We start from the raw sequence: 24,953 nt of genomic DNA on the forward strand, positions 1-24,953 counted from the left end.
TTTACCAGAACGGGGCATGGGGCCGGGCGTGGCGCACAACCTACAATTCGGGGATGACTTTCTCCGCCATTTCCGCCCTCTCCCCGCTCGACGGCCGTTACGCCCCCAAGCTCGCCGCCCTGCGCCCCCTCACCAGCGAACTGGGCTATATGCACCGCCGCGTACAGGTGGAGGTGGCCTGGTTCATCGCTCTCAGCGACGCCGGCTTCGCCGAGTTCAAACCGCTGACTCCGGGCGCCCGCACCTACCTGCTGGGCCTGGTCAAGAATTTCTCGGAAGCCGATGGCGAAGCCATTAAGACTATTGAAAAGACCACCAACCATGATGTAAAGGCGGTGGAGTACTGGATCAAGTCCAAATTCGAGGCGCGCCCCGAGCTGGAGAAGGCTGGCGAGTTTGTGCACTTTGCCTGCACCAGCGAAGACATCAACAACACCAGCCACGGCCTGCAGTTGCGCTCCGCACGCGACGTGGTGGTGCTGCCCGCGCTGGACAAGATCGTGCTCAAGCTGCGCGACATGGCCCATGCCTACGCCGACGTACCCATGCTAAGCCGCACCCATGGCCAGACCGCCAGCCCCACCACCGTGGGCAAGGAGATGGCCAACGTGGTGGTGCGCCTGCAGGCCGCCTGCGAGCGCATTGCAGCCGTCAAGATTCTGGCCAAGATGAACGGCGCCGTGGGCAACTACAACGCCCACCTAAGCGCCTGGCCCGACTTCGACTGGGAAGCCTTCAGCCGCAAGGTCATCGAAACCCACGAGCCGCTGGGCCTGGGCCTGACCTTCCAGCCCTACAGCATCCAGATCGAGCCGCACGACTACATGGCCGAGCTGTTTGACGCCGTGGCGCGCACCAACACCATCCTGATCGACCTGAGTCGCGACATCTGGGGCTATGTGAGCCTGGGCTACTTCAAGCAGCGCCTGAAGGACGGCGAGGTGGGCTCCTCCACCATGCCGCACAAGGTCAACCCGATTGACTTTGAGAACGCCGAGGGCAACCTGGGCCTGGCCAACGCGATGCTGCGCCACCTGAGCGAGAAGCTGCCCATCAGCCGCTGGCAGCGCGACCTGACCGACTCCACCGTGCTGCGCAACATGGGCGTGGCCTTGGGCTACGCCGTTCTGGCCTACAGCTCGCTGATGACCGGGCTGAACAAGCTGGAAATCAACGAAACCGCAATAGCCGAAGACTTGGACGCATCCTGGGAAGTACTGGCCGAGCCCATCCAGACCGTGATGCGCCGCTTTGGCCTGCCCCAGCCGTACGAGCAACTCAAGAAGTTCACTCGCGGCGAAGCCATGACCAAGGAACTGATGCAGGGTTTCATCGCCGGGCTGGCGATTCCCCAGGAAGAGAAAGACCGCCTGCTGGCGATGACTCCGGGTAGCTACACCGGCAAAGCCTCGGAGCTGGCAAAGCGCGTCTGATGGCACTCAAATCCACCATCTACAAGGCCAACCTGCAGATTGCAGACATCGAGAACAGCTACTACGCCGACCACGCGCTGACGCTGGCGCGCCACCCCAGCGAGACCGATGAACGCATGATGGTGCGGCTGGCCGCGCTGGCGTTCAATGCCTACAAGCTGCAAAGCGTGTGCAATGGCGATGGCACGCTGGCATTTGGTGCGGGCTTGTCAGACGTGGAAGACCCGGATGTGTCGCTGACCGACTTCACGGGCCACAAGCGCCTGTGGATCGAAGTGGGCCAGCCCGAGGACAAACCCATCAGCAAGGCCTGCAACAAGGCCGACGCGGTGCTGCTCTATCCCTTTGCCCACTCCGCCGACATCTGGTGGAAGGGCATCGAGGGTAAGCTCAGTCGGCTGGATAAGCTGCAGGTGTGGCGCATTCCGTCGGTCACTTCGCAGGCCTTGGCCAAGCTGGCACAGCGCAACATGCAACTGCAGGCGACGGTGCAGGAAGGGGTGTTGATGCTGGGCGATGGCGTGAACACCGTGGACATCGAGCCGATTCGCTGGAAGTGACCAAAGGCAGCTTTGGGCGGCGTCACTTTGGGCCAAACAGACCCCTAGCCCACGTCAACACTGCGCCAATAGCTACTATTTTGGTAGCACTTCTGTGTCAGGCATCGGGCCTTCGGCCGCGCGCTCTGAGTATTTGTTAAACCGCCAGGAGGTGGCGTCCAGTGTGATGCGCCGCCAGGTGGCGCGCTTGGCGGCTGGACCCATCTCGGGCCAAAGCTGCACCTCTTCAAAGGTGCGGCCGCAGCCCTTGCACAAGTCGTCTCCCTGGCTGGTAGAGCAGATGGCGATGCAGGGCGTATCGGGCGTGCTCTCGTACCAAGCCAGCCAGGCAGCCAGCGCCTTGGGCGGCATGGTGGCCTCGTCGGCCTCGGTCTCATGGTAGTAGACCAGCAGGGCATACACCTCTGCCAGCGCGCGCGTGGGCGCGGGCAAGGCCACCCCATCGGGCGAGGGTTCGCGGGCCCGCCAGTAGTTGATGGCCGACTCGATGTCGGTGATGTGGATGCCTGCCATAGATTCCCGTAGAAGGGGGCGCATCATATACCGGCGGGCCCAAAGCCCCCTCGTTTCGCAGGCCCTTCCCGCACCTCAGTACACTGCGGGCACGAAGGGGAGTAGCTCCCGCCCGCTGCCATCCAGCGGTTTTCAGCAAGTCGTCAATACGAAGCTTCGGCTTCCGGCTTGTTGGGCAAGGCACCATACCTTGCTGAGCAAGACCTTCGATTGGAGCCCGCCGCGGGCTTGATCGAAGTGTGCTTGTGGTGTCCCATTACCCCCAAGTCCCCCTAGATCCAGTGCGCGGTGTGCGAAACATCGATTTCAACCTGGATCTGTCATGGAATTTCTCTCTGCCTCCTGGTGGTCAGCGCTGCTGGCCATCGTGCTCATCGATCTGGTGCTGGCTGGCGACAACGCCATCGTCATCGCGCTGGCGGCGCGCAACCTGCCCGATCATCTCAAGCGCAAAGCCATTGTTTGGGGTACCGTGGGCGCCATCGTCGTGCGCTCGATCATGACGGTGGGCGTGGTCTGGCTGCTGAAGATCCCCGGCCTGATGCTAGTGGGCGGACTGGGGCTGCTGTGGATTGCCTACCAGCTGCTGGCCGACCAGGGCGGCAACGAACACGACGGCCCCATGGCCAGCACCTTCTGGGGTGCGATGAAGACCATCGTGGTGGCCGACGCGCTGATGGGTATCGACAACGTGCTGGGCGTGGCCGGTGCGGCCCATGGTGCGTTTGACCTGGTCATCATCGGCCTGCTGATCAGCGTGCCCATCGTGGTGTTCGGCAGCACCGTAGTGCTGCGCCTGGTGGAGCGCTTTCCCCTGATCATCCAGCTGGGTTCCGCTGTACTGGCTTTCACGGCTGCCAAGATGGTGGTGAGCGAGGCGCTGCTGCGCTCGGTGTTTGGCGATGCATCCGGTATCGACGGTACGCAGGCCGCTGCACGCTGGGCGGTCTACATCGTCGCAGTGGTTGGCGTGCTGGCCGCAGGCTGGTGGAGCCAGAAGCGGGCCCAAGCCGCGGCGCCGCTCAACGGCTAAACAGGGCTTGCCGGTGCTATGCTGGCAGCATGAAATTACTCATCAAATGGCTTCTGAGCGCAACCGCCTTGCTGGCGGTTGCCCATCTGTACAGCGGCGTAGAAGTGAAGAGCTTCACTTCGGCCCTGATTGCAGCCTTCGTGATTGGCTTGCTGAACACCGTGGTGCGCCCACTGCTGGTGGTGTTGACCTTGCCGTTCACGATCCTGACGCTGGGCCTGTTCCTGTTTGTCATCAACGCGCTGATGTTCTGGTCCGCCGCAGGCGTGCTGGACGGCTTTTATGTGCAGGGCTTCACGGCGGCGCTGATCGGCTCGCTGATTTACACCCTACTGGGCCTGGTCATCGAATCAGCGCTCGAGCGCCTGTTCTTTAAGTAACTGCTCCACCTGGCGTGTTCGGGTGTCCACGATGGATGCCTCGAAATGGTCGGCACCTTGCGTGCCGCTGCGCGCCCTGTCCTGTGCGGCCTTCAGGCGCGCTAGCGCTGCCGTGTAGTCCAATTCCGCGATATTGACCTCGGCCTCAGCGCGGATGGCCGCCAGGGTCTTGCCCTGCGCCGCTGACGCACTGGCCAGGGTTTGCCAAGCCAACGCATCCAGCGGGTTGTCGGCCAGCCAGGTTTGCAATAGCTGGCCCGCCTGGGCCGCCCGCCCCGCTTGCAGCTGGGCCTGGGCCTGCAATAACAACTCCGCACGGCTGCCGACCTGCATCGACTCCCCCAGCGCTGCCAGGGCCTTGGGGCCATCCCCTTTGGCCAAGGCCAGCTCCGCAGCCAGCAAACGGACCTGGCGCGCTGCCAGTGGATCACCCTTCGCAGCGATGGCCAAGCGGCCCAGAGAGGCGTCGGCCAGCGCAAAGTCGCGCAGCTTGGTGGCGGCCAGAGTAGCGCCATAGAGCGTGGCGGCCTGTTGCATAGAGCTTTGCTGCGCCAAACGCGCTGGTTCAGCTTCCGAATACCAATTGCGTAGCGCGTCAACCGCCGGGTTGGACAGCACGCGTGCGCGTGCAGCGATCAACGCGTGCTCCCATTGCGGTACCGGCGCGGCCGCCCCGTTGGCAGGTACGCGCGCCTGCATGTCGGCCATGCGCTCCGTTGTCAGCGGATGGCTGCGAAGGTAGGGGAAACCACCAGAATCATTGAGGCGGTTGGACTGCTGCAGCTTTTCAAACATGCTGACAAAGCCCTGCGGCGCAAAGCCGGCCTGCGAGGCCACGCCAAAGCCCACACGGTCTGCTTCCCGCTCCATATCGCGCGAGAAATTCAGTTGGGTCTGTATCGCGGCAGCCTGCCCGCCCACGATCACGGCATTCGCCGCCCCGGGGTTTTTGCTGGCCGCCAGCGCGCCCAAAATCATGGCCCCGATCAACCAAGGCGTTTGTTCACTCTGGCGCGAGATCAGGCGCGCAATGTGCCGCTGGGTCACGTGGCTCAGCTCGTGCGCCAGCACCGCTGCTAACTCATCCCTACTGGTGACCACGCCAACCAGCCCTAAATGCAGCCCCAGATAGGCGCCAGGCAGGGCAAAGGCATTGACCGTGCGATCCCGCCCCAACAAGATCGTCCAGGCATACTGTTCGTCCAACTCCGGCGGCAGCTCCCCCCGCGTCCGCGCCGCCGCTAGGAGCGGCTGCCAGATACCCTGCACATACTCCATGATGACGGGGTCATCGAGGTAATCCGGGTCCCGGTACAGCTCGCGCGCGATGCGGTTGCCAAGGCGGCGTTCGGCGCTGGGAGTGATGGAGGTGGTGTCGCCGAGGTTGGGGAGCAAAGATCCGCTTGAGCCAGTTGTATCTTGCGTCCAAGCGGGTTTAGTCATCACACATGCTATACATACAATAACGATCTGCGCGAAAGCCGCCGGAATCAACAATCCTCTCCTCTCAAGTAGCTGCATCAAAACGAGTCCAACGGCATGACTGCTACCACGCCGGCGGTAACAGGATCCACGAAGGCTGTCCAGAAATCCTTTCGACCGGCCAGAGGGAGATACAACGTATTGTCCATTGTGCGTCCAGCACGAACCAATATCGCCTCGATCACCGGCACTTGCGACTCAAAGCGCGCTGCCAACTGACGCGCAGGTTTGGCCGCCCTCAACACATCGGCAATACTGGATGTATAAGGTTGCCAGAGGTCTGGTCGGAAGCTAATTTCCAGCCCCTGAAGAGCGGCAATAGTGACGTCAACCTTCTCAGCCTCATCTTTAAAGGCCCGGACACCCAACAAACTAGGCCCAGTCAACGGGAGCGCGGTGATGCCGTCAGGGGTTTTGTCTAACAAATCTACGGGCACATCGATGGCGTGCACTACGCGGAACCGGTCAATCTCGAACACTAGATGAACTGGACGGGCAACGCTGACCGTCCACAATCCGTAGGCTAGCGCAATGGCCTGTAGCACCCCGACGATAGCTAGATCGCGGCCCAATTCGGACCGAGGCTTAGTGCGGTTGAAGATAGCCATCGTAATTAGAGGGCCCATGACTACATCCACGGTCACGACTATGAAGAACAACTCCCGCCCCCCGGAGAGCTCTCTGTAGGGGTACGGGTACCACAGCCCGAAGACGAGCATCGCTGCGAGCATTGCAATGGCCATGCTCAAACCCAAGTGGAGTCCACTTGCAAGCAGTCGATCTCGCCAAAATGCGGGGGAGCTTGTGAACATTCGCATGGAAAACTCTACTTTTGACAAATGTACGGCTGCAGACTTGAAGACGATTGGTCCAAATATACGCGGTGTTGAAATACGCTGGGGCAAACCCGAAGTTGATGTTTTCTGCGTTTTTGCCTCCCCATCGACCTTGCTCGTCATTTTGAACAACATTCAATGTCTCAGTAGCTCCACAGCCAAACTAGGGCAATATGACTTGATTCAATTCAGGATATGTTTGTTGCTGAAGACTTAAAAGAGCATCTTTAGCTTCTTGGTATGCGACGGGGCCGAATAGATTTCGCATAAGCAACATTTGATCTCTTGCCTTTCTCGGCTCTCCATTTAATGCGAGAGCAGTCGAATACCGCATGTGTAGTGCAGCCCAAGAAAACCGCTGACAGGCAAGCCGAAGTACCTCCAATTCTTCAGACGACATCCCAGGCTTGGCACGAAGTCTCATCGCATGCAGAACGACGCTAAAGTGACTGAGTATGGTGAAGTTAGGCGGTTCGTAGCCCTCGGGAGTTCGCCCAACGCGACGATTTTCAAAGCGAGCGATATTGAAATCTTGCTCCACTCTCAAATATTCCCATCCTGCAAAAGTCACTAGCGACAAAAAACACACAACTACCCCAGCAAACGCCCGCTTTTGCAATGCCACCGACTGTTCCGTAGGTGAGGGGCCATCGGCCGATGATTGGCGATCAATTCCGCCAATGAGTAGACCGACCGGAAAAAGAAAGTACGCGTAAGCAAAAGGGAATTCCAGCAGGCTATGTATTGCGAATGGCAGCAGCCAAAGCAAAGCAAAAACAGTTTGTTCATCGGCAGCATTGCGCCAACGGCGCACTATCCAACACGAACCGACCCAAGTTACAAAAACACCAACGGGAACACCACACCACACCAAAAGATCTAGCACTAAGTTATGAGAATAATTCGTCTGCTCGATACCGGGAACCAGCATCGCTCCATGTTGTTGCGCCGTCGCTGTTTGCAAAAATCCGTATCCCCACCAAGGGGACTGCGAGAGTCCGGCCACAAGCTGCGTCCACATGAGAGGTCGAGTACCGGTAGTTACAACTTCTCGTGCCATGTTTCCACTTGTACCTGTATTCAGCACAACTACATTTCCAACATATCGGTAGCTGATCGCCATAAAAAGTAGTGCGCCCAGCCAGATCCAAACAGGCCGCTTAGAGAATCTAGCCCGCATGCGCTGCGGTATAAGATAAAGGGCAACGGGTAAACACAGTGCTGAGAGCAATACTGTGCGAGATTGACTCAACACCATCCCCATACTCATAACTGCAATCAATAGGATGGTTGTTGCACCGCCCAGCTTCGCCTGTTGATATAGGATCCACGTGGCTATTACTCCCATCAGCAAGAGCGTGGCAAGTTGGTTAGGCTGCCCTATATTCCCAATAGCACGCCCGGAGTCCCCCACTGACGTAACCCAAGGAGCTAAGTCCATATCCAACCCAGTCGATTGAATTAATGCGATGAAACTCGATACACATGCGACAAAAGCGAATGTGATTGCCATTGCAGTCAGCCTTGCTGCTCCCTCATTTGCCTTCCAGTTAAAACCCAACGACCAGGCCAGACCAAAGCCTAGGCTATACATCACTAACAAAAAAGCATCCCCTCCCACAGGCAGCAAACCGAATCTCCATTGCAAGAGGGCGATGGCAGTGAAAAACATAGAAATGCCCATCCCCACCCATCGGATGCGGACGACTTGTTTCGAGAACAAGGAAGCAATAGTCGCAAAGATCAACCCGACAAAAACGGGAGCCTCATTATGAAATGCCTGCCACGGTGGAATATGGTCAGGCACTAGCATGCCAACCGTTAATAGTGAAAAAAAGATGATTTGCGACATAAAAAAAGCGCCCAAAGGGCGCTTTTTGTTGAACTTACAAAATCAATTACCGCGGCAAGAACCAGGCAGATATTTTGCAGTAACGCCATTGATTGCCCCGGGGCCACACTTCCAGGCGGCGACAGCCTTGCCTGCATCGGTAACGGCCATCGGAGTACTACCTGCAGCATCCGAATAGGGGGCCAACGAAACAGTCTTGGAATCTACATTTGAATTACCAATGCCTTGGGCGGTGACGGTAACAACGCCAGCATCAGAAGTTTCAATTTTATTTACATACTTGGAGGCACCACCAACCTGGCTGGATTCACAACCCCAAGCATTAGCAGAGGGCAATACAGAGGCAGATTGGAAAATCTCCGTGATGGTGGTTCGGCAAGAGGACGCCGCAAGCACTACTTCAGACATCTTCGCACGTACGGTGTAATCCTGATAAGCAGGGAGGGCCACCGCAGCCAAAATACCAATAATCGCAACCACGATCATCAATTCGATCAGGGTAAAACCCTTTTGCAAAGTGCGCTTCATATTGAGCTCCAAAAAGAAACAAGAGAGCTATTGATCAGCAGACTTCGTGCCAACCGTCCAGCGCTACCAAAACACATTTTTGGTAAGCTTTTTTCAACTATCAGACACCCTTTCCGACAAATCCAACCAAATTAGTGACATAAATGTCACTCTTGGCGATTATTTAATACAGACCTGTCTCACCATCTTCAAATCCGTCAGCCCCATCATGATCTTCTCCATGCCGTCCATCTTAAGGGTGCGCATGCCCCCCTCCACCGCGGCAGAGAACAATTCGGCCACACGAGAGCGCTCTTGAATGAGCTTTTTCACCGCGTCATCGGCCACCATGAGCTCATGCAGGCCAATACGCCCCTTGTACCCCGTCTTGTTGCACTTATCGCAGCCGACGGCTTTGTAGAGCTTGAGTTGTCCGCTGTCCCCGTAGGCCTGCATCCATTTGTCGACCATCTTTTTGCTTTCACCTGCGTAGTCCTGCTTCCAGCTCTGTGTGTGACGCAATTCTTCTGCATATTCAGCCGCGAAAAGGCGCATCTCTTCGGCATCGGGCACATAGGCGGCCTTGCAATCACATAACTTCTTGGCCAAACGCTGTGCCAAGATTCCCAGCAGCGCATCGGCGAAGTTAAACGGATCCATCCCCATATCCAGCAAGCGGGTAATGGACTCCGGTGCGGAGTTGGTGTGCAGCGTGGAGAACACCATGTGACCTGTGAGCGATGCCTCCACGCCCATGGATACGGTTTCTTTGTCGCGCGACTCACCCACCATGATGATGTCCGGGTCCGCCCGCAAAAAAGCACGCATGACCAACGCGAAGTCAATTCCCGCTTTTTTGTTGATCTGAACCTGCCGCAACCCCTTCTGTGTAATTTCCACGGGGTCCTCGGCTGTCCAGATTTTCGTGTCTGGTGTGTTCAGAAACTTCAGGATGGAATGCAGCGTAGTGGTTTTACCCGAGCCCGTGGGTCCACACACATAGAACAAGCCGTACGGCTTGCTGACTGTGGCTTCCAGTCGCGCCTTGTTATGCGGAGTAAGGCCCAATTTCTCCAAAGGAATTGGCTCACCCGCAGCCAGAATCCGCATGACCACGTCTTCCACACCGCCCGCGGAGGGAATGGTTGCCACGCGCAACTCAATGTCCAATGGCCCGTACTTCTTGAACTTGATCTTGCCATCCTGCGGCTTGCGCCGCTCGGAGATATCAAGGTCACACATGATTTTCAGACGGGTCACCATGGCTTGTCTGAAATGTGCAGGTACCTCTACGTAAGGCACTAGGCTTCCGTCAATCCGAAAGCGGATGCCAGTCTTGAACTTGCCCGGCATGGGCTCGATGTGGATATCCGACACCTTTTGGTTGTAAGCGTCGATGATCACCTTGTTAACGAACTTCACGAGCTCGTTGTCCGCCGCCGCCGACTCCAGTGACTCATCATTGTTCCCATCGTCTATGGGGCCACCGTCCATGTCGGCAAGCAACTGGTCAATCGTGCTGCTGTCAGCCGCGGCACCAAACAACTGCGCCAACGTTTCACGAAACTCGACCAGCGTTGTCACCCGGTAGGCAAACTTGGTAACGCGTGGAAACACCTGCGGCACGACCCGAGAACCTTTGACCGCCTCCGGATCCACACACATGATGACCAAGCCATCTGGAGACTCCTCCAGTGGCATCCATTCCTGCTCTTCGATGAACTCACGCTTGAGAGCCCCTTGCAGCATCTCCGACCGAATGCGCCCGGGATTGAAAGGCTCGTAGGGAACACCAAAGAATTTGGCTAGTGCGCTTCCCAGCTGTGCCGGTTTGATGCTGTAGTCAGCCATCAAGCGTTGTTCCACGGACTGACCTTCATTGCGGGCATCTTGCACGCACTGGGCGAGCTCTTGCTCGGTCAGTATGCCGTCAGAAATCAGCCCATCGTATTTGGTGGTCTTCCGCTGTATGCCGCCTTCCGGCCCTTTGACACGCTGGCGAATGGCCGTAGCTAGCGTTTTGCACAACTCAGTAACACCATCTACCTCAAGCTCGCCGAAGGGTTCATCACTTTTGTTGTTGATGACTTGCAAGACTCCATGCAGGGTTCCTCCGTCCATGATGGGGGCGACCAGCATTTGTTTCGTACGATAGCCAGAGCGTTTGTCGACCTCTTTCAAGAACGTCAACGAAGGATGGATCCGTTTGAGCGCGTCTTCGTCATACACGTCAGGCAGATTGAGAGCGGTTCGGCTGAATGCGGCGTAGCCTGCCAGGCTCTGCGGAGAGATGGGCAGCTTCAAATCCCGGCTACTGTTCAAACCCGTTTTGATTTTGGAAATAATCGCCGTCTGATCTTCCGTCACCGCATACAAGGTCAAGCGATCGGCATTCAGCAGTTTGCAAATTTCCTGGCTGGTCTCCAGCATGATTTGCTCAAGCTGTTCCGTATCGTGAATGCGTGCCGTGACCTGGTGCAGTTGCCGATAAAAAAGCGCCTCAAAGGTCATACCTCTTTTTTTGGAAGGCAACTTCTGTGACTCAAAAAAAGCCTGCTCGGACGATCGCTCGGCTCCGCTGGGCTGTATAACCACGCTCATATCTCAAACTCCTGCCCCGCGCGCAACCACCGAATGTCATGCGTCACATCCGGGCCGAAAGGCAAGGTCTGGTCGAATCGCTGTATCTCGGCCATGATCAACTCAGTTTCAGCTGGCTTGGTGTGGGTGATGTAGATGGGGAAACTTTTGCCCTTGCGAATGCAGTCCAGCTCCTTGGCCAGGGCACTCGGCGACAAATGCAGACTCTTGCGAGCCAATTCTTTTTCGCGGTTGCTGAACGCCGTTTCAATGACCAACATGGCTACGTCCAACTGGTTAATACGGGTCCACAACGCAGGATTGCGCTCCGTGTCACCCGTGAAGACCCAATGCCCAGCCCCTGCAGAGACCGCGAACCCCACCGCAGGCACCGTATGGACCGCCGGCAATACTTCGATGCGGCTTCCCGCCAACTCTAAAACCTGACCTACTTGTATTTCCACAAACCGTACAAACGGAGCCTGCACTGTAGGAATTCGCGAAAAATCGGGCCAGATGATATCGTTAAAGATGTGGGCTTTAAGGGCCGCGATCGTGCCTGACAGTGCGTAGATAGCAATTGGTGATTGCCGTTGCGAAGCTACGGCATCGACCATTAGTGGCAAGGCTGCAATGTGATCCAGGTGCGAATGGGTCAAAAACACATGGTCAACTTGCCCCATTTCCTCCAACGTCAGATCGCCCACACCGGTCCCTGCGTCCACCAAAATTTGGCGACCTACAAGGAATGAGGTGGTCCGGCACTCTTGGGCGATGGCGCCCGAGCAGCCAAGTACGCGTACTTTCACAAAACGAGGCCCTATTTGGTTTCGAAGTTGGTGGCGCCATCCCATTCTGGATCGAATGGGAGCAACCGCATAGAGGCTACCCGCTCAGAGTACAACTGGTAAAGGTATTTTTTGGCATTCATGCGCATCAAATTGATAAGCAACACATCTGCCTGATCCCAATTTTGCGCCCTGTAGGCCTTGAGAAATTGCGCCCAAGTCTTGACCTCGTCCGCGACCTCAGCACTCACCCGCGCAAGCGGCGCCAAAGGCCAGAAGATCGCCACTGCTTGTTCCTTACCCTTCACCCGAACCCGGTCCAACTCCTGCCACGCGAAATCTGGCGCCAATTTACGTGTGGCTTCGCTTACCACGATATCCAAGCCGTAAGCCTTGGACAGGCCTTCAAGCCGAGATCCCAGATTGACCGCATCACCAATCACGGTGTAGCTGCGACGAATGTTCGACCCCATGTCTCCGACACACATGGTGCCGGTGTTCAAGCCAATCCCAATTCCGATCTCCGGCAGGCCCTTGGCACGGTGTTCCAGGTTGATCTCTCGAATGGCATTGGCCATTTCCATGGAGGACTTGACGGCCAAATGGGCGTGCTCAGCGGTCTCCACCGGAGCGCCCCAAAACGCCATGACGCAATCGCCCATGTATTTGTCGATCGTTCCGCGGTTCGCGCGAATCAAACTCGTCAGTCGACTAAACACCCCGGTGAGCAACTCTTGCAGTTGTGTGGGCTCCATCCGCTCCGACATTTTGGTGAAACCGCGCATATCGCAGAACATCACTGTCAACTCGCGATTGGTTGCCTTCATGCTGTAGCTGTCAGGGTCCTTGACCATTTCATCCACCAGCTCGGGTGGAACATAAGTACCAAACAGATTGGCCAATTCACGTTTGGAACGGCTCTCTACAAAGTAGCCGTAACTCATATTGAGACCAAAAGCGGTAATAGCCATGGTGAGCGCAGAAGCCAACGGCAGCACCAAGCCGTACGATAGGTAAAGCCATAGGTTGGTGAGTACCAGCACGCTCACCACCGCCACGCTCAACAGCACTGCTCGCGGCGCCGATAGCAGAGGCAGTCCAATGGACAACAACAAACCTGCCAAAGTGAGAATGACAACCTCATAGCCCACTGCATAGTCCGGTTTCACCAATACACTGCCATCCAACAGTGCAGAAATGATGTTGGCGTGGGTCTCTACCCCAGGATAGGTCTCCCCCACCGGGGTCACTCGCAAATCCAGCAGACCCGGTGCGGTGGTCCCCAGCAAAATGATTTTGTCCTTCAGGCTATGGAGTGGCAGCTTTTTGGACAGCACATCAGATGCGGACACATACCGGAACGAACCGCCCTGCACACCACCCCGCCCCCGATATGGCACCAGCGTGGCCACACGCTCATCTACCGGAATGGCCAGTGCTTTTTCTCCCTGCTTGAGCAATACACGGTCCATGCCCTGATAGCTGCGAGCCAGGAATTTCTCGTTGGAAAACCCGGGGGCCACTTTGGGCATGCCTGCAATGGCGCGAAACATCGCCAAAGAGATGGACTCGTAATACTGTCCCTTGTATTCAGCCAACAAGGGCAAGGACCGAACAACCCCATCCCCGTCGGTAATTGAATTGAAAAACCCTGCCAATGGCGCCGCCTTGGCTAGCTGGTCAATATTGGAGCCAAATCCATTCCAAGAAGTCGCCTTGATGGGGCGCCCCTGCAATACGTCTGGAGTCAATACAGGGGCCGGCAAAGTTCCGTTGGAGCGGCCTTCGCCATCGCTCGTCAAGTAATACCCCATAACGACCGGGCGGTTGGCAATGGCACGCGCAAAGGCCGCGTCGAAATCGAGTTCCGGTTGCAACTGGCGCAAGCGGTCAGAAAACCCGGCCTGATCGCGAAATTCGTTGCGAGCCAGCTCATTAAGCCGGGTCAGACCGGAGCTCTCGTCCGCCTCGGCAAAGACCACGTCAAAGCCAATGAGTGCAATCTGCTGCTCATCGAATAAGGTGGTGATCAACTGAGCGAGTTTGTTTCTGCCCCAGGGCCAGCGCCCCACCTCAGCCAAGCTTTTTTCGTCAATATTGACGATGACAATCCGGTCATCCTGCGTGTTGGGCATGGTGGCCCGCAGACGAGCGTCATAAATGATGTCGTCCAGCCGCTGCAAAACACCAATACGCACCACGCCAACCGCATGCAACAGTGCCAAAATCACGGGGATCAGGGTCACCGCGATGCGGGGCCAATGCCTGGTTAGCGACCGCATTTCAAACCAGGCTGAATTCCAATCTGCATGTGATCAGGCCGGATTTCGACCAGCTCAGGTTTGGACGAATTGCATTTGCGTTCCCGCCAACTCCACCAAATCGCCATTCTTCAGCGAAATGGGGTCAGAACCGATCGGTGAACCATTCAAAGTAGGATTGCCCGCCCCTTCCACATGGTGCACCACATAGCCATGCTGTCGCCGCGTGATCGCGGCCACTGCAACACCGGGCTTGCCGATGGTAGTCACGACCTTGGTCAAAGGCACTTCACGCCCCGAAGCGGCGCCCGAAAGCACTTTGATCGCAGCGTGGAATGCCCCGATGCCAGTGGAGTCGCCTGCTGAAGTGGGGTATCCGGAAGCAGGCGCCGCTTGGGGTGCCACCGCAGGGCGCGCGCGCACCACCATGGTTTTGTCAAAGTTGTCGACAACACCATCACCCACGAACTTGATTTTGTACTTCCCAATCTCGATACCATCACCGTTGTGCAACTGCTGCTTTTTCACAGCCTTGCCGTTGATGTAGGTGCCGTTGGTGCTGTTCAAGTCCTCCAGGAAAACTTCGCTACCAGTCATTTGGAGCACGGCGTGCTCACCACTCACTGCCAAATTGTCAATCACGATGTCGTTGTAAGGACGGCGCCCCAACGTCGTGCGCTCTTTGGTGAGCTGAACTTCCTTGATCACGACCTCATCGATCGAAACGATCATTTTCGGCATGATCGACTCCTTTTCCTGTAATTGGTTTTTGGAAAATGTAACAACTCTACTTCCCTAGCAGCCGAGCGATCAAACCACGCTTTTCTGCGGCTTCACTTGCAGAGACTATCAGCACGGAAATATTGTCCCGCCCACCATTGTCGTTGGCAGCATCAATCAACAAGCCCGCCTTTTGATCCAGACCGGAGTCGCCAACGACAATTCTAGCGATTAGTTCATCGTCAACCATGTCGGACAAGCCGTCCGAGCACATCAAATACAGGTCCCCGGGCTCAACGACGTGTTCGTTGACGTCCAGCATCACAACCTCTTCCACCCCCAAAGCCCGCGTCACCAAATTTTTGATGGACGAGGTCGCCGCCTGCTCCTGGGTAATCAAGCCCGCATCAATTTGCTCTTGCAGCAGGGAATGGTCTTTGGTGATTTGGGTCAATTGCCCGCCCCGCAGTCGGTAGCAACGGGAATCACCGATGTGGCCGAGCAACAAGCGATCGTCGCGAAAAACCCCCACCACCAGGGTGGTTCCCATGCCCGAGTACGCAGCATTGGAATTGGCAGAATTGAAAATCGCTAGGTTAGCGTTGTCCACGCAAATTTCCATGGCACGGCGCACCTCCTTGGCCTGCGCCGTAGCACCGGCCTCTAGCAGCCAGCGGCTCAATTCTGATTTGATGAAAGCAGTGGCCATGCCGCTGGCAATCTCACCTGCGTTATATCCGCCCATGCCGTCCGCCAGAACCGCGACCCGGGCAGACTCTTCGAAAGCGACAGAGTCTTCGTTGTTATCGCGAGCGCGACCAGGGTCCGTTTGCGCACAAAAGTGGTACATCATTGTTGTTTTAGATCTGAATATCCGTGTCAGCACCCGCGGCTGTTGGCCCGGGCGCTCCCGTCGCGGGCTGCGCAACGGTTTGATCGAAATTGCTTTGAGCCTTAGGGTTGGCGGCCACAAACGCCTGCGTTTTTTCTTCCGCCCCTGCCGCCACAGCTAATGCAGGACGCGCCATTGCTGCTCTAGAGGAGTCCAGCCCTCCGATTGCTTCGCGCAAATCGGTCGCAAATTGGTCGCCATCCTGATAGCGCAACTCAGGGCGCTTGCTCAGAGACAGGGCAACCACATTCGCCAGAGACACAGGCAAGTCTGGCCGCACAACACGTATGTCTGGCGCCTCTTCGTTGGCAATTTTGAACATCAGTTCAGCCATGGAGTCACCCCGGAAGGGCAACACACCCGTCAGCAATTGAAACAGCATGACGCCCAGTGAATACAAGTCGGATCGGCCATCCACTTTTTTACCGGCCAACTGCTCGGGAGACATGAAACTGGGCGTCCCTAACACGAGCCCCGTTTTGGTCTTGCTGGAGTCGGTAATGCGCGCAATGCCAAAGTCGGTGACCTTGACCGTATCGGTTTCGCGCTCGTACATGATGTTGGCGGGCTTGATATCACGGTGTACCACCGACTGCTTGTGCGCATACGCTAGCGCCTCGGCGACTCTGGCCACCAAACTCAACACCAGCGGCACGGGCAACAAATTGTCGCCCTTGCAAAACTCGACCAAGTCACGCCCTTTGAGAAACTCCATGGCGATATACGCCAGGTCATGTTCTTCACCCGCATCGAAAATGGTCACGATGTTTTGGTGTTGCAGGCGGCCAGCGGTCTCTGCCTCCCGGAAGAAACGCTCTCGGGCGTCCGTCAGTTCTTCGCCGGCAAACTCTTGACTCAGCGCCATAGTTTTGATGGCCACAACCCGACCGATCTTGGGATCCTTGCCCAAATACACCACGCCCATCGCGCCCTTGCCAAGCTCTTTTTCCACCTGGTAACGACCCAGCATGGGCTTCTCGACAGCACCACCATCCAACAGCATGGTGCCTCCAGGATGACCTCCACCTCCACCCAATATCACGGTTTCCGAGAGGTTTTTGGCGCGACTCAACTTGGTCTGGATGTCCTTGTAGTTCTTGTCGAACGCGGCCATGTGCTCGTAAACAGCCTCCGCTTTGTTGAACTGGCGTTTGCGCTCAAAGTCCAGCGCCAAGCTATACAAATTGCCCATCACCGCCTCCGCCAAAGGCACGCGACGGAAACGGTCAAAAGCCATGTCCAACTGCCCCTGGCCTTGCAGAGCCAGACCCATCATGCGATTGGTCTCCGCAGACTCTTCATCGGCCTTGACCTTGCCTGCTTCGGTGACCAGAAAACGCTTGGTCGTTAATGCCAAATGACCCAAGACCAACACCGTGGCAGGAAACACCAGCTTCAACCAAGTGGCGGCAGCCGACAGCAGACCAAACTCCACGACCAACAAGGCGACAAACAAACCCAAGGTCACCGCTGCGGCCGTGGCGGCCGACAAACGCGGCAAGCCTGCGACGACATAAACCACCACAACCAAGAAGGCCAGCAGGCTGATCCACACGCCCCAACTAGGCTGCACGATAAAGTGCTCACTCAAGATGCTCGACGTAATGTGGGCGATGGTTTCCGCGGGTGACAAGGCTGCGTTACCAGGCACCGGAAATTGAACGCCCACGCCCGCAGCTGTGGCACCAATGATGACGATCTTGTCGGCATACTTGCTCGCAGGGATTTTCCCTGTCAGCACATCATAGAAAGAATCCACTGCGAAGGCTGGTTTGCCGTCCCGCCCCTTGTAAAACTGCGGCAACATCAATGCCGCTTCATCGGTTTTGACCTTCAGTTTGCCAATTTGGACCGAATCGCCGGGGTTGAGTTTCACGTCCGCGGGGGAAAGGTTCAAGCTCTTGAAGGCGGCCAACAGCGCCATGGAGGGCACTGCCTTGCCGTAGTAGTTCACCAGCAAGGGCTCTAAACGAACCGCACCATCCACGTCGGGAAACTGGTTCAAGTGCCCAATACCGGCTGCGGCATTCCCCACGCTCTCAATAGGCTGCTGCCCACGTACGGCGGGAATGGAAAACCCATTGGCATCATCCAGGGCACTTTTCAGCGCGTAAGAGGGAAGCGGGTTATCGGGTCGGCCTTGGGGTTCGCCCAGGGTGAACACTGACGGGATCAACACATTGCCAGCATTCTGCAGGCTGGTTGCCAATTTGGCATCGGTATCCAGCGCAGTCTCAGCCTCCGCGATCAGCTTCACTACCGATTCATTGGCTGCCGCCCCATCGGCAGGCGCATCCAATGCGGCCTTCATCTTGCGGATGAAAACGAGGCCCGGATCCACCTGGGGCTCAAAAAAGAACGCGGTGTGCACGATGGTCTTGGCTTTCGCCGCAGCCAGCGTGTCGATCAGCTTGGCATGGATGTCTCTGGGCCAGGGCCAGCGACCCAGGTTGGCGATGCTTTGGTCATCAATGGCAATGACCGCGATGCGGTCTGAGGGCTGCCGCGAGGTGCTGGTGCTTGCGAAATCGTAAAAGCGGCGCTCCAAAGTCCCAATGAAATCGGTGGACAGGTGCAGTACCACGGCTGCCACCACGATCGCCAACCCGGCAAGCCAGTCCGCGCGCCAGAATGATTGCGTCTTTGAAGAAGATTTCGCCAATTGCTACCCCCAACACCATGCCTTATCGGCGCCCATTGATCTGCCCACACCCCTACCCGCCTCACGTGAGGAGGAGTCAAGGTAGGGACGTTAGCAGACGATCCCCCAGCCGACAAGGGACTTCTTCACTGGACTTCTCGCTTTTGCGACAAGTGGGGGCCCTTGGCGACAGGCGGAGGCTCGTTTAGGCCGCAGAGCGCGCCTTGCGCTTCTCCAGCGCTATACCCAAGCCCAATACCAAACCGGCGCCCATGACAGCCGCTGCATAGTGCACCCAGCCATGGGTCACCATCCATCCGCTGAACGCACCGTCGCTGGCGATGGTTTCACCGCCTACCCAGCCGATCAGTGCGGCACCCAGGGTGACGATCACCGGGAAACGCTCCATCAAGCGAATCATCAACGTGCTGCCGAAGATAACCAGCGGAATGCTGATAGCCAGCCCCAGGATCAGCAATAGCATGCTGCCCTTGGCGGCAGCCGCCACCGCGATGACGTTGTCCAGGCTCATCACCAGATCCGCGATCAGAATCGTGCGCACCGCGGCCAGCATGCTTCCGGTGTTCTTGCCATGGCCCTCTTCACCGTCGTCGTCACTCATCAACTGCACACCGATCCACAGCAGCAAGATGCCGCCGATGACCTGCAAAAAGGAGATCTCCAGCAACTTGGCAGCCACCACAGTCAGCGCGATTCGCAGCACTACGGCCGCACCGGAACCGAAAAGCACCGCTTTTCTCTGCTGTTCAGGTGGCAGAGAGCGCGCCGCGAGGGCGATCACCACGGCGTTGTCCCCGGACAAAATGATGTTGATCCAGACGATCTTGATCAGACCAATCCAGAAGTCAGCGCTCTGAAGAATTTCCATAATTGCACTCCACACTACAAACGAAAAAGTGCCCAGACACGAGGTGTGGGCACTTTGCTCTGAGAGGAAAACCCCTCGCTTCGGCTATTGAACCAACGCTGGAATTACAGCATGGCCTTGAGCAGCTTCGCCATTTCGGACGGATTGCGTGTGACTTTGAAGCCGCACTCTTCCATCACTGCCAGCTTGGCATCGGCTGTATCAGCACCACCAGAAATCAGCGCACCGGCGTGGCCCATGCGTTTTCCGGGAGGCGCAGTCACGCCAGCGATAAAGCCAACGATAGGCTTCTTCATGTTCAGCTTGCACCAGCGAGCGGCTTCGGCTTCGTCCGGTCCGCCGATTTCGCCAATCATGATGACGGCGTCGGTATCAGGATCGTCGTTGAACGCCTTCATGACATCGATGTGCTTCAGGCCGTTGATGGGGTCACCACCAATGCCAACAGCCGACGACTGGCCCAGACCGATTTCCGTCAGTTGTGCCACAGCTTCGTACGTCAGCGTACCGGAGCGGGACACCACGCCGATACGACCCTTGCGGTGGATGTGGCCGGGCATGATGCCGATCTTGATTTCGTCAGGTGTAATCAAACCGGGGCAGTTGGGGCCCAGCAGCAGCGTCTTTTTGCCGCCCGCAGCCTCCTTGGCCTTCATGCGGTTGCGCACTTCCAGCATGTCGCGCACGGGGATGCCTTCGGTAATGCAGATGGCCAAATCCAGATCGGCTTCAACAGCTTCCCAGATGGCAGCAGCGGCGCCAGCCGGCGGCACATAGATCACCGACACGGTGGCGCCGGTGTCGCCAGCAGCTTCCTTGACGGAGGCGTAGATTGGGATGTTGAAGATGGACTCGCCAGCCTTCTTCGGGTTCACGCCAGCTACGAAACAGTTCTTGCCGTTCGCGTATTCCTGGCACTTCTCAGTGTGGAACTGGCCGGTCTTGCCGGTGATACCCTGGGTGATGACTTTGGTGTCTTTGTTGATAAAGATCGACATGGTGTTTCCTTAGCGGGCTTTGACGGCTGCAACAACTTTTTCGGCCGCTTCGGCCATGCTATCGGCGCTGATGATGGGCAGACCGGACTCGGCCAGCATCTTTTTGCCCAGGTCTTCGTTGGTGCCCTTCATGCGCACCACCAGTGGCACGGACAGGTTCACGGCCTTGCAGGCAGTGATCACGCCAGTGGCGATGGTGTCGCACTTCATGATGCCGCCGAAGATGTTGACCATGATGGCCTCGACCTTGGGGTTCTTCAGCATGATCTTGAAGGCTTCAGTCACCTTCTCGGGAGTAGCACCGCCGCCCACGTCCAGGAAGTTGGCAGGCTCAGCGCCGTACAGCTTGATGGTGTCCATGGTGGCCATGGCCAGACCGGCGCCGTTCACCAAGCAGCCGATGTTGCCGTCCAGGCTGATGTAAGCCAGGTCGAACTTGGAAGCTTCGACTTCGGCCGCGTCTTCTTCGTCCAGATCGCGGTAGGCCACGATTTCGGGGTGGCGGAACAGCGCGTTGGGGTCAAAGTTGAACTTGGCATCCAGGGCCATCAAATTGCCCTTGGAGTCGCAATTCAGCGGGTTGATTTCCACCAGTGACGCATCGGTGTCCATGTAGCACTTGTAGATCTTGGCGAAGATGTCTACGGCCTGGTCAATGGAGGCGCCGGTCAGGCCGATGGCTGCGGCCACTTTTTTGCTCTGCTCGGTGGTGATGCCGGTCAGAGGATCGATCATTTCGGTCACGATCTTTTCAGGTGTGGAATGGGCCACTTCCTCGATATCCATGCCACCTTCGCTCGACGCGATCAGAGCCACCTTCTGCGTAGCGCGGTCGGTCACCAACGACACATACAGTTCATTCTTGATGTCGGCACCGTCTTCGATGTAGAGGCGGCGGACCTTTTGGCCTTCGGGGCCAGTTTGGTGCGTCTTGAGCTGCATGCCCAGGATTTCGCTAGCCAGACGCTTGACGTCGTCGATGGACTTGGCCACCTTCACGCCACCGCCCTTGCCGCGGCCACCCGCGTGGATCTGCGCCTTGACAACCCAGACAGGGCCACCGAGCTTCTGGGCGGCTTCCACCGCTTCTTGCACTGTGAAAGCGGGGATGCCGCGAGGCACCGGCACACCGAACTGGCGCAAGATTTCCTTGCCTTGGTACTCGTGAATCTTCATGACGTCTCTCTCTGGACTGGACAATTTTCACCATGCCGCAACATGAATTGCGAGTGCATGGCACTGGACACATCAGCCTCCGACTGTATCATGGTGCGATGCACAATCCTTGTGCGTGGCTTACGGCCACTGTATACAGCCCGGGTGTTTGCCCCTGCTATTGCATTGATTTTCGACCATGACCATGAAAAAAATCTTTATCGACGGCGAGGCCGGTACCACCGGGCTGCAAATCCGGGAACGCCTGCAGGCCATGCCGCAAATCGACCTGCTCAGCATTGATCCCGCACTGCGCAAAGACCCGCAGGCCAAGCGCGCCCTGGTGGCACAAGCCGACCTGGTCGTGCTCTGCCTGCACGATGACGCAGCCTTCGAAACCGTGGCCATGGTCGATGGCCTGGAAAAGGAAACCGGGCGCCCTGGTCCTCGCATCATCGATGCCTCCACCGCGCACCGTACTGCGCCAGGTTGGGTCTACGGTTTCCCCGAGTTGGCCAAGGGCCAGCGCGATGCGGTGGCAAACGCCCGCCGCGTCAGCAACCCCGGCTGCTACGCCACCGGTGCCATCGCGCTGATCCGCCCGCTGGTGGACGCAGGCCTGCTGCCCGCCGACTTTCCCGTGTGCCTGCCGTCGGTGAGCGGCTATTCGGGTGGCGGGCGCACCATGATCGAGGCCTACGAGCAAGGCACTGCAGCCCCGTATGAGCTGTACGCCTTGGGCCTCAAGCACAAGCACATCCCCGAAATCATGAAGTACACGGGCCTGAGCCGCCGCCCGCTGTTTGTGCCTTCGGTGGGCAACTTCAAGCAGGGCATGCTGGTCCAGTTGCCGCTGCACCTGGACACGCTACCGGGCAAGCCATCGGCACAGGACCTCCACAACGCGCTGGCCAAGCACTACGCGGGCAGCGCCTGGGTGACCGTAGAGCCGGTCACACCTGACCTCAAACTGGATGCCGTGGCGTTGGTCGACACCAACAAGCTGGAGTTGCGCGTATTTGGGAATGACGCTGCCAAAGACGGCTTTGCCCATGCCGTGCTCGTAGCCCGCCTGGACAACTTGGGCAAGGGTGCCAGCGGCGCAGCGGTGCAAAACCTGGAACTGATGCTCAGCCTGTAAGCGTTACTCTTCGTCCGCGCCCGACACCACCTTATGGATGGTGTCGCCGCCAAAACCACGGCTGGCCAGAAAGCGCATTTGCTTACCGCGCTCGGCCGCATCTGCGGGCTGGCGATCAAACTTCTTGCGCCAGATCTCTCGAGCCCGCTCCAGCTCCGTGGCGCGCAGGGCCTGGACCGCCTCGGCCACCGCCTCCGGCTCCAGCCCCTTGGCCTGCAGCTCTTGCTTGATGCGCGAAGCACCCAGCTTGGATGCCCGCCGATGCACCACCGATTCCAGCACCCGCGCCTCGTTGATAAAGCCCTTGGCCTGCAATGCGTCCAGCACCTTAGCCAGGGCGCCCGGCTCCTCCTCGTACGGCTCCAGCTTGCGCTCCAGTTCGGCCCGGGAATGCTCCCGGGTGCTGAGCAGGCGCAAGGCTCGGCCGATCAATGACAACGCCGGCTTTGCTCCTGTATTCATAGCTGCTTGCACAATATCCACGGGGGCTAGAGGCTCGCTTACTCTATTTTCTCGGTTTTATCGGCCTTGTCCGCTTTTTTGGCCTTGGCCTTGACCTCAGGCTCGGCGACGGGCAGCAAAGGGATGCCCAGGGATTCGCGCACCTTGTTTTCGATCTCCACCGACAGCACAGGGTTCTCGCGCAGGAACTCACGCGCGTTGTCACGGCCTTGGCCGATCTTCTCGCCCTGGTAGGCGTACCAGGCGCCAGACTTTTCCAGAATGCCGGCGGTTACGCCCATGTCGATGATTTCACCGTGGCGGCTGATGCCCTCGCCAAACAGGATGTCGAACTCTGCCGTCTTGAACGGGGGGCTGACCTTGTTCTTCACCACCTTGACCTTTGTCTCGTTGCCAATCGCGTCGTCACCTTTTTTGATGGTGCCGGTGCGACGGATGTCCAAGCGCACGGAGGCGTAAAACTTCAGCGCATTGCCGCCGGTGGTGGTTTCGGGCGAACCGAACATCACGCCAATCTTCATGCGGATCTGGTTGATGAAGATGACCATGCAGTTGGTCTTCTTGATGTGGGCCGTCAGCTTGCGCAGGGCCTGGCTCATCAGACGAGCTTGCAGGCCGGGCAATGAATCGCCCATTTCGCCTTCCAGCTCGGCCTTGGGGGTCAGGGCCGCCACCGAGTCGACCACGATCAGGTCCACTGCGCCGGAGCGCACTAGGCTGTCCACAATTTCCAGCGCCTGTTCGCCGGTATCGGGCTGGCTGATCAGCAGGTCTTGCAGGTTGACGCCCAGCTTCTGGGCGTACTGGATGTCCAACGCATGTTCGGCATCCACGAAGGCGCATTGGCCGCCCTGTTTTTGCATCTCGGCAATCACCTGCAGCGTCAGCGTGGTTTTACCGGAGGATTCTGGTCCGTAGATTTCAACAACACGGCCACGAGGCAGACCGCCGACGCCCAAGGCGATGTCCAGCCCCAGCGAGCCGGTGGAGACGACCTGGATGTCCTCGATCACCTCGCCTTCGCCCAAACGCATGATGGTGCCCTTGCCGAATTGCTTTTCGATCTGGGCCAGGGCCACCTGCAAGGCCTTGGCTTTTTCAGCGTTGGCGCCATTCGTGTTGTTCAGGTTCTTGACGGGTGCATCCATGAGAAATCTCCTTGAAAATCAATGGGTTGGTGCACCACAGCAATCTGGTTTTAACAACAGGCTGGATGCTTGAACAGTAGTTTAAACGCGCTTATTACATTGCGTAAATACATTTTTTAGTCAGCTTGCATTACTATTTGCAGGTGCCCGATTTCACCCCAATCCGCAACGACACCTGGCGTCAGAACCACTTGGGCCATTGGCTGCGCCTGGCGCTGGAGCGCTTTGACGCCCGCGTGCTGGAACTCATGGCGGACCACCCCGGCGTCCCTCTGGGCCTGTCCAACCTGGCCGAGCGCGGACAAGTGGGCGCGGCCCACATCCACATCACGCGGCACCTGGCGGTGGAGGGCTCACGCCTGACCGAGCTGGCACAGCGTGCGGGCATGACCAAGCAAGCCATGGGCACCCTGGTGAACCAGTGCGAGGCCTGGGGCATGGTGACCCGGGAAGACGACCCCGCCGATGCGCGCGCGCGCCGCGTGCAGTTCACCGCCACCGGCCTGGCTTGGCTGGGTGCTTACCAGGAGGCTGTGGCCCAAGCCGAAGACGAGCTGCGTCAGTCGGTCAGCCCTGAGGTGGCTACCGTGGTGGCGCTGGGCCTGGAAGCTTATAGCGGCGGCTAACGGGCAAGACCGGCGCAAGGGTCGCGGCCTAGAATGGCAAACAGAACAGAACGCGC

At 57.8% G+C, this 24,953-nt stretch carries 22 protein-coding genes; 6 read left to right on the forward strand and 16 right to left on the reverse strand.

Translation table 11 applies throughout. From position 1 onward, the window contains the following. Positions 1 to 53: 53 nt before the first annotated feature. A complete protein-coding gene (purB, locus tag J2X15_RS12385) occupies positions 54 to 1,433 on the forward strand; it encodes an adenylosuccinate lyase (protein ID WP_310343279.1) in 1,380 nt (459 codons plus the stop codon). Continuing rightward, positions 1,433 to 1,993 (forward strand): YaeQ family protein, encoded by a 561-nt coding sequence (locus tag J2X15_RS12390; RefSeq protein WP_310343281.1) that lies wholly within the window; start codon positions 1,433 to 1,435, stop codon positions 1,991 to 1,993. Before purB ends, J2X15_RS12390 begins: the two co-directional genes overlap by 1 nt. Positions 1,994 to 2,068: 75 nt before the next feature. On the opposite strand, the gene J2X15_RS12395 is transcribed toward J2X15_RS12390, so the two are convergent. Continuing rightward, positions 2,069 to 2,506 carry a DUF3717 domain-containing protein gene (locus tag J2X15_RS12395; RefSeq protein ID WP_310343282.1) on the reverse strand — a complete coding sequence of 146 codons (438 nt, stop codon included), beginning with the start codon at positions 2,504 to 2,506 and terminating at the stop codon, positions 2,069 to 2,071. A gap of 322 nt (positions 2,507 to 2,828) precedes the next feature. Between J2X15_RS12395 and J2X15_RS12400 the strand changes: the two genes are divergently transcribed. After that, a complete protein-coding gene (locus tag J2X15_RS12400) occupies positions 2,829 to 3,539 on the forward strand; it encodes a TerC family protein (protein ID WP_310343284.1) in 711 nt (236 codons plus the stop codon). A 29-nt stretch (positions 3,540 to 3,568) separates the two neighbouring features. Beyond that, a complete protein-coding gene (locus tag J2X15_RS12405) occupies positions 3,569 to 3,919 on the forward strand; it encodes a phage holin family protein (RefSeq protein ID WP_310343286.1) in 351 nt (116 codons plus the stop codon). Here the strand turns inward: J2X15_RS12405 and J2X15_RS12410 are convergent. From J2X15_RS12410 to sucC, 13 genes are all read right to left on the reverse strand, one after another. Next, positions 3,890 to 5,362, reverse strand: coding sequence for a M48 family metalloprotease (locus J2X15_RS12410; protein ID WP_310343289.1), 1,473 nt, complete (start codon positions 5,360 to 5,362; stop codon positions 3,890 to 3,892). The two genes, J2X15_RS12405 and J2X15_RS12410, sit on opposite strands and share 30 nt — an antisense overlap. A gap of 77 nt (positions 5,363 to 5,439) precedes the next feature. After that, positions 5,440 to 6,372, reverse strand: a complete 933-nt coding sequence (tfpZ, locus tag J2X15_RS12415) for a TfpX/TfpZ family type IV pilin accessory protein (protein WP_310343292.1) — start codon at positions 6,370 to 6,372, stop codon at positions 5,440 to 5,442. A gap of 28 nt (positions 6,373 to 6,400) precedes the next feature. Beyond that, entirely contained in the window at positions 6,401 to 8,089 is a 1,689-nt protein-coding gene (locus tag J2X15_RS12420; RefSeq protein ID WP_310343295.1) for a PglL family O-oligosaccharyltransferase, read from the reverse strand. A gap of 42 nt (positions 8,090 to 8,131) precedes the next feature. After that, entirely contained in the window at positions 8,132 to 8,617 is a 486-nt protein-coding gene (locus J2X15_RS12425) for a pilin (protein ID WP_310343297.1), read from the reverse strand. 159 nt (positions 8,618 to 8,776) lie between these two features. Further along, on the reverse strand, positions 8,777 to 11,197 hold the full coding sequence (locus J2X15_RS12430; RefSeq protein WP_310343301.1) for a GspE/PulE family protein: 2,421 nt from the start codon (positions 11,195 to 11,197) through the stop codon (positions 8,777 to 8,779). Next, on the reverse strand, positions 11,194 to 11,985 hold the full coding sequence (locus tag J2X15_RS12435; RefSeq protein ID WP_310343305.1) for a 3',5'-cyclic-nucleotide phosphodiesterase: 792 nt from the start codon (positions 11,983 to 11,985) through the stop codon (positions 11,194 to 11,196). Before J2X15_RS12435 ends, J2X15_RS12430 begins: the two co-directional genes overlap by 4 nt. Before the next feature lie 11 nt (positions 11,986 to 11,996). Further along, complete coding sequence (locus J2X15_RS12440) at positions 11,997 to 14,246, reverse strand: CHASE2 domain-containing protein (RefSeq protein ID WP_310343307.1); 2,250 nt, start codon at positions 14,244 to 14,246, stop codon at positions 11,997 to 11,999. 54 nt (positions 14,247 to 14,300) lie between these two features. Then, the gene (locus J2X15_RS12445) at positions 14,301 to 14,966 is read right to left on the reverse strand and encodes an FHA domain-containing protein (RefSeq protein WP_310343309.1); all 666 of its coding nucleotides are present in this window, start codon (positions 14,964 to 14,966) and stop codon (positions 14,301 to 14,303) included. Between the two features lie 46 nt (positions 14,967 to 15,012). Continuing rightward, positions 15,013 to 15,798, reverse strand: a complete 786-nt coding sequence (locus J2X15_RS12450) for a Stp1/IreP family PP2C-type Ser/Thr phosphatase (protein ID WP_310343311.1) — start codon at positions 15,796 to 15,798, stop codon at positions 15,013 to 15,015. A gap of 7 nt (positions 15,799 to 15,805) precedes the next feature. Continuing rightward, on the reverse strand, positions 15,806 to 18,430 hold the full coding sequence (locus J2X15_RS12455; protein WP_310343314.1) for a CHASE2 domain-containing serine/threonine-protein kinase: 2,625 nt from the start codon (positions 18,428 to 18,430) through the stop codon (positions 15,806 to 15,808). 253 nt (positions 18,431 to 18,683) lie between these two features. After that, positions 18,684 to 19,367, reverse strand: coding sequence for a TerC family protein (locus J2X15_RS12460; protein ID WP_310343317.1), 684 nt, complete (start codon positions 19,365 to 19,367; stop codon positions 18,684 to 18,686). A 104-nt stretch (positions 19,368 to 19,471) separates the two neighbouring features. Continuing rightward, positions 19,472 to 20,365, reverse strand: coding sequence for a succinate--CoA ligase subunit alpha (gene sucD / locus J2X15_RS12465; protein ID WP_310343320.1), 894 nt, complete (start codon positions 20,363 to 20,365; stop codon positions 19,472 to 19,474). A 9-nt stretch (positions 20,366 to 20,374) separates the two neighbouring features. Further along, a complete protein-coding gene (gene sucC, locus J2X15_RS12470) occupies positions 20,375 to 21,541 on the reverse strand; it encodes an ADP-forming succinate--CoA ligase subunit beta (protein ID WP_310343323.1) in 1,167 nt (388 codons plus the stop codon). Positions 21,542 to 21,725: 184 nt separating this feature from the next. Between sucC and argC the strand changes: the two genes are divergently transcribed. After that, positions 21,726 to 22,661, forward strand: a complete 936-nt coding sequence (gene argC, locus J2X15_RS12475) for an N-acetyl-gamma-glutamyl-phosphate reductase (RefSeq protein ID WP_310343601.1) — start codon at positions 21,726 to 21,728, stop codon at positions 22,659 to 22,661. A 3-nt stretch (positions 22,662 to 22,664) separates the two neighbouring features. On the opposite strand, the gene recX is transcribed toward argC, so the two are convergent. Together recX and recA are read right to left on the reverse strand one after the other, a co-directional pair. Next, entirely contained in the window at positions 22,665 to 23,123 is a 459-nt protein-coding gene (gene recX, locus J2X15_RS12480) for a recombination regulator RecX (protein ID WP_310343325.1), read from the reverse strand. A 38-nt stretch (positions 23,124 to 23,161) separates the two neighbouring features. After that, entirely contained in the window at positions 23,162 to 24,271 is a 1,110-nt protein-coding gene (gene recA / locus J2X15_RS12485; protein ID WP_310343327.1) for a recombinase RecA, read from the reverse strand. A gap of 125 nt (positions 24,272 to 24,396) precedes the next feature. On the opposite strand from recA, the gene J2X15_RS12490 reads away from it, so the two are divergent. Further along, positions 24,397 to 24,897 carry a MarR family winged helix-turn-helix transcriptional regulator gene (locus J2X15_RS12490; RefSeq protein ID WP_409034283.1) on the forward strand — a complete coding sequence of 167 codons (501 nt, stop codon included), beginning with the start codon at positions 24,397 to 24,399 and terminating at the stop codon, positions 24,895 to 24,897. Positions 24,898 to 24,953: the final 56 nt, after the last annotated feature.

It is taken from the genome of Rhodoferax saidenbachensis (assembly GCF_031457975.1).
Lineage (GTDB): Bacteria > Pseudomonadota > Gammaproteobacteria > Burkholderiales > Burkholderiaceae_C > Allorhodoferax > Allorhodoferax saidenbachensis_A.